Annotated in this window: 4 protein-coding genes; 3 read left to right on the top strand and 1 reads right to left on the bottom strand. The window is 31.6% G+C overall.

Translation table 11 applies throughout. From position 1 onward, the window contains the following. Positions 1-329: 329 nt before the first annotated feature. Positions 330-1,055, bottom strand: a complete 726-nt coding sequence (locus tag OM075_RS24185) for a hypothetical protein (protein ID WP_301193136.1) — start codon at positions 1,053-1,055, stop codon at positions 330-332. Between the two features lie 1,839 nt (positions 1,056-2,894). On the opposite strand from OM075_RS24185, the gene OM075_RS24180 reads away from it, so the two are divergent. The 3 genes from OM075_RS24180 to OM075_RS24170 all read left to right on the top strand — a co-directional run bounded on the left by OM075_RS24180 (position 2,895) and on the right by OM075_RS24170 (position 5,059). Continuing rightward, positions 2,895-3,386, top strand: a complete 492-nt coding sequence (locus OM075_RS24180; RefSeq protein ID WP_301193135.1) for a hypothetical protein — start codon at positions 2,895-2,897, stop codon at positions 3,384-3,386. A gap of 78 nt (positions 3,387-3,464) precedes the next feature. Beyond that, complete coding sequence (locus tag OM075_RS24175; protein WP_301193134.1) at positions 3,465-4,244, top strand: CPBP family glutamic-type intramembrane protease; 780 nt, start codon at positions 3,465-3,467, stop codon at positions 4,242-4,244. Positions 4,245-4,261: 17 nt separating this feature from the next. Continuing rightward, complete coding sequence (locus tag OM075_RS24170) at positions 4,262-5,059, top strand: formylglycine-generating enzyme family protein (RefSeq protein WP_301193133.1); 798 nt, start codon at positions 4,262-4,264, stop codon at positions 5,057-5,059. Positions 5,060-5,281: the final 222 nt, after the last annotated feature.

Here is a 5,281-nt window from a genome sequence, read left to right as displayed (position 1 = left end):
TTCATTGCACTTTCCAACAGATCCTTTATCATGGGAAGCATTACATTATCTTCTCCACTAAAACCTTTTCCGTCTCTAATGCCTTGTATCGCTGCATCTTTAAACTTTTTGTAATCAAATTCTTTTGTCATGAGGCAAAGTTATTTTCTTTTTAATCTATTATGACACAAAGTTTTGAACACTCTCACGTGATAAGGCTAAAAAGCTAATTTTTGTATGATATGATGACCTATTTCAGAATAATGATCGGATACAAAAAAACTCCCATTAGCATTATAACCAATGGGAGTACAAACAATTAACTATATAAGTATCTAATCGAATACAACTTATTTGTTTTTGTATTTTTTATTTTGGATTTTAGTATACTGACTTCGATAACCATTTAATCTTATAGGATCATTCCTAAAAACAAACTTACCGCAGTCTCTTATCTCATCAACACATTGTTTTAAAAGGGTGTACATTGCATCTCTGATTTGCATATTAATCCTGGGATTATATTTATCACCATTAACAATAGCTCTTAGATCAGCCAAATGTGTCGACATATCTGCAGCTGTAGCCAGTTGCTCCTCTTCAAAGCCTATTTGTAAAAGTGGTTCCAGATTATTTCTGCCCAGTACAGCTAAGTCATTTAAATCCTGAATCATATCCGGAATGTTACTTCCTTTTGCAATAGAAGATACACTATTCAATAAGGCAGGATCTTTACGATAGGCATATCTGAAAGAATGTAGTAGATCATCTCTGAATTTAAAACCATTGGGCTTTTCCTCTCTCCATTGTTTTTCAGCTTCATTTCTTATTCTGTCATCTTCGTGCCAAATACTCTCGGCCTCTCTTAATGCACCGGTACAAATACCTAATCGATTAAAAATTGTTTCTGGTAAACCTGTTTCTGTTAGTTTTTCTTTGTCATGTAGCGACCATTTATTCAGGTCTTCAGCTTCTTGAAGAAATGCCTCTATAGGCATATTAAACTTTTGGATTTTCTCAGCGCTCAGGGCTTTTGCTTCTTCTAACATTTGGTCATAAGATTCCTTATTTCCCATATTAATTAATATTTTTGAAATAATTATTGCAGAGCCCCATGGCTTCCACTTTGCTCGTGTTCGCCAAAAACCCATAGTAAAGCTGACCAGCCATGGGGTTATCTGTTTGATTAACTACTGTTAAATTAAAATTATTATTCTTTCGATAATAATAACTCTGTAAAATTATTATTAACGTACAAAATACAATGACTAAGTGGTGATTTGTATTGATGAATGTCATCGCTTGTATTGCATTGAATAAGTGAAACTTATAAATAATATAAGAAATCTCCTGTATCGTATAACTGGCGTACATTTTAGCTGGTTTTGGGATTCAAATTACCTCACATTTTTTCAAAATTGTTATATAATAAAGTGGGATATAGGTGAAGATTCAGGTTTAAGAGAGAAAATTATTACAGATATATAGATCAGTTTGGTTACAAATACATGTTTATATGGTTTTACGAGTACTATTAATTTACAGGCAGTAAATTTATCCTGTTAATCCTGTGCATCCTGTCTAAAAAAAGTAATGTAAATAATATTGGACAGGACTGATAAGAATAACTCAGGGACACGGGGTAACAGAGAGGCTTCTACCTATTTCAATCATATTAATTTTTCAACTTAGAACAAGTGAAATAAAAACACTCAGTGTCTCAGCGTCTGTGTTTATTTTTAATTCATGATAGATGTAATCTTACGATGCAATAAAAATTTACATGCAGTAAATTTATCCTGTTAATCCTGTACATCCTGTCTAAAAAAAGTAATGTAAATAATATTGGACAGGACTGATAAGAATAACTCAGGGACACGGGGTAACAGAGAGGCTTCTACCTATTTAACACGTAAAAAATGCTCAATTTTAAATAAGTGAAAATAAAATCACTCAGTGTCTCAGCCTCTCGTGTTCATTTTAATTCATGATCCATCTAATCTTACGATGCAATAAAAATATACAAGAAGTAAATTTATCCTGTTAATCCTGTGAATCCTCTCTAAAAAAAGTAGTGTAAATAATATTGGATAGGATTGACAAGAATAACACAGGAACGCAGAGGCACAGAGAGCCTTCTACCTATTTCAATCATATTAATTTTTCAACTTAGAATAAGTAAAATAAAAAACTCATTGTCTCCGTGTCTCCGTGTTCATTATTAATTCATGATCGATCTAATCTTACGATGCATTAAAAATTTACAGGCAGTAAATTTATCCTGTTAATCCTGTTCATCCTGTCTAAAAAAAAGTAATGTAAATAATATTGGACAGTATTGACAAGAATAACACAGGGACGCAGAGGCACAGAGAGTCTTCTACCTATTTCAATCATATTAATTTTTCAACTTAGAATAAGTGAAATAAAAAACTTACTGTCTCAGTGTTTCCGTGTTCATTTTTAATTCATGATAGATCTAATTATATTGAATAATTACAGTCGACAATTCCTTTCTTACGATGCATTAAAAATTTACAGGCAGTAAATTTATCCTGTTAATCCTGTGCATCCTGTCTAAAAAAAGTAATGTAAATAATGTAGGACAGGATTGACAAGAATAACACAGGGACGCAGAGTCACAGAGAGGCTTCTACCTATTTAACACGTATAAAATGCTCAATTTTGAATAAGCGAAATAAAAACTCAGTGTATCAGTGTCTCCGTGTTCATTTTTAATTCATGATAGATGTATATAATTGTTGATTCCAAATCCAGTTATAAATCAATGAAATCAATTAATTGAATTAATACGTCAATTGTTATCATAATTCATTAAATTAGCCGTTACTAAAAAAGGGGTTTCACTAGACAAAACTGTTGAATTACTAATCTTAATAAAAAATCTAATTACAATGAATTGGGAGAGAAATGAACATATTGTAAAAATCAGTAAAAAAATTTATCCAAAAATAAATAAACTGGAGGTGCCTTTATTTTTCGTGTTAGCACTAGTTACGAGCTTAAAAGAATTTACCAATTTGCCTGTTACCATTTTTATTATTGCAATAACCGGGGTACTGGCTTGTTTGTACTTTCTTGGAGCATTTTATCCTAAAGATAGCAATATATACTCAAACGGAGCCCAAAGTATTATTAAGGTTTGTATGATATCGTTGAGTGTAGGATTATTAGGAATAATGTATAAAATACTACACCTACCAGGTGCTTTACAGATGTTAGTAGCTGCTACAGCAACCATGTTAGTAGGATTTGTTACTTCACTTTATTATAAGTATAAAACACCTGAAGTAACATTATTTGATAATAGAATGTTATTGCGAATGCTAATAATAGGAGGGATTTGTGCCATCCTGCTTTTGTTATCTGTTATAAATAAGTTTTAATACTATATTTTAAGTGATATAAAAAATTAAGGGGACACATATAAATTCTTTGCCAATCATATAATCCGAATATAATAAATGAATAAACTATCCGTACGACAAGACCTATTTGCCTTTTTAAAAGCCCCAAATTATAATTCTTATGGTGATTTAAATATCAAACAAAAGCTAATTGTACTAGTTAAAATATATCTACTAGCCCATATTGGTTTAATTATAGTTTCTATACCAGTTGCTATTTTGAAAAAAAATGGAATGATAGGTGATGTTGTGATGAAAACAACGAAAACTTTAGAATGGATCAATTCAGACTTTAGAGCGTATAGAATACCTTTTTTTATTTCAGTAGCAGTGACTATACCTATAATAGAAGAATTATCTTTTCGTCTTCAGTTATCGAAATTTAATCATAAATATATTCGCATATCGCTATCTGCCTTATTAGCAACATTTGCTTATATGTTTGTTGCACAGTATTTATGGATGCCAAAAGCATATTATTTAATAGAATTGATAAGAGTGCTGTACATCGTTTTATTTAGTGTAATATTTTATTCCGTTTCATTGAATTTTAAAAATAGACTAAAGGATTTTGAACATATATGGAATAATAATTCAGGAATAGTATTTTATACAATTGCGGCTCTATTTGGAGTATTGCATATTTTTAACCTGGAGATAAGAACACAGGATTTATTTTTCTTGCCTTTAATATTGCTGCCATTTTTTATTTATGGTCTTACCTTTGGTTATATGCGAATTAGGTTTGGATTGATTTATTCTGTTTTATTACATATGATGGTGAACGGATCGCACCTGCTACTTTCAGAAGTAATAAAACCTATATTAAAACATTAACACTTAACTTATTTATAATGAAATCAAGAAAAATTACAGTTTTGTTTCTGGCTCTGTCAACATTGATTGTATTCAGTGCTTCAAAACCAAAGAAAGTAAAATTAGACTCAAATTTTAAAGAAGTATCTCATCGATTTTATGCTTCGGCTTATGAAGTAACCAACAAAGAATACCGGTTATATCTGAGTGATTTAAAACAGCATAATCAATTGGAAGAATACCAAAGAAATTTACCGGATACAGCCCAATGGGTAAAAGCGTTTCCCAATTCATTTAATCAACCTTTTTGTGAAAAGTACTTCTGGCATCCGGGATTTGATCAGTATCCGGTTGTTAATGTTTCAAAGGAAGCAGCCTCTGATTACTGTAAATGGTTAACCAATAAATATGATTCTCAGGAAAAGCCAAAGTTTAAGAAAGTTACTTTTCGTTTGCCTACAGAACAGGAGTGGAATAAGATGGCTTCGGTATTACCGGGGCATAATTTACCATGGTATGGGAATTTTGCTTACGAACCCAATGACAATAAGTTTTGTGCAAATGTAAAGTTCGAGGATAAACTCTCTGAAGGTGAAAATTATGATTATACTCTGGATGGTGCATTAACAACAATGCTTGTGGGAAATTATAAACCTAATAAATTAGGGCTTTATGATATTATTGGCAATGTAGCAGAATTAACTAGTACTGGTGTTATTAAAGGTGGAAGTTGGTTTAACACCATTGAGGAGTGTGTGGTAAATAAAACGCAAAATTTTAATGCGCCCGACCCCAGAGTAGGTTTTAGGGTAGTTATGATGATAGAAGAGTTTTAAGAGTCTATAATTTCAGTCTGACGGTCTGAAACATTACAAATAGAATAATATCATATAGATAAATATGATCTAACATCAGGTCTTTATCTATATTACCCCCAGCGGGGTTACATGTTTATAGCAAAGCGATTAGGAAATACAACGACTCCATCGGAGTCGAACCTAAGTCAGTCTATGTTTGAATGTGTGACTCCTCCGGAGTCCATTCCTTTAATATTGAAC

The sequence above is a fragment of the Plebeiibacterium sediminum genome (genome assembly GCF_026013605.1).
Classification (GTDB): Bacteria; Bacteroidota; Bacteroidia; order Bacteroidales; family Marinilabiliaceae; genus Saccharicrinis; species Saccharicrinis sediminus.
The sequence above is the reverse complement of the archived record's forward strand: the minus strand, read 5'-3'. Positions and strand labels throughout refer to the sequence as shown.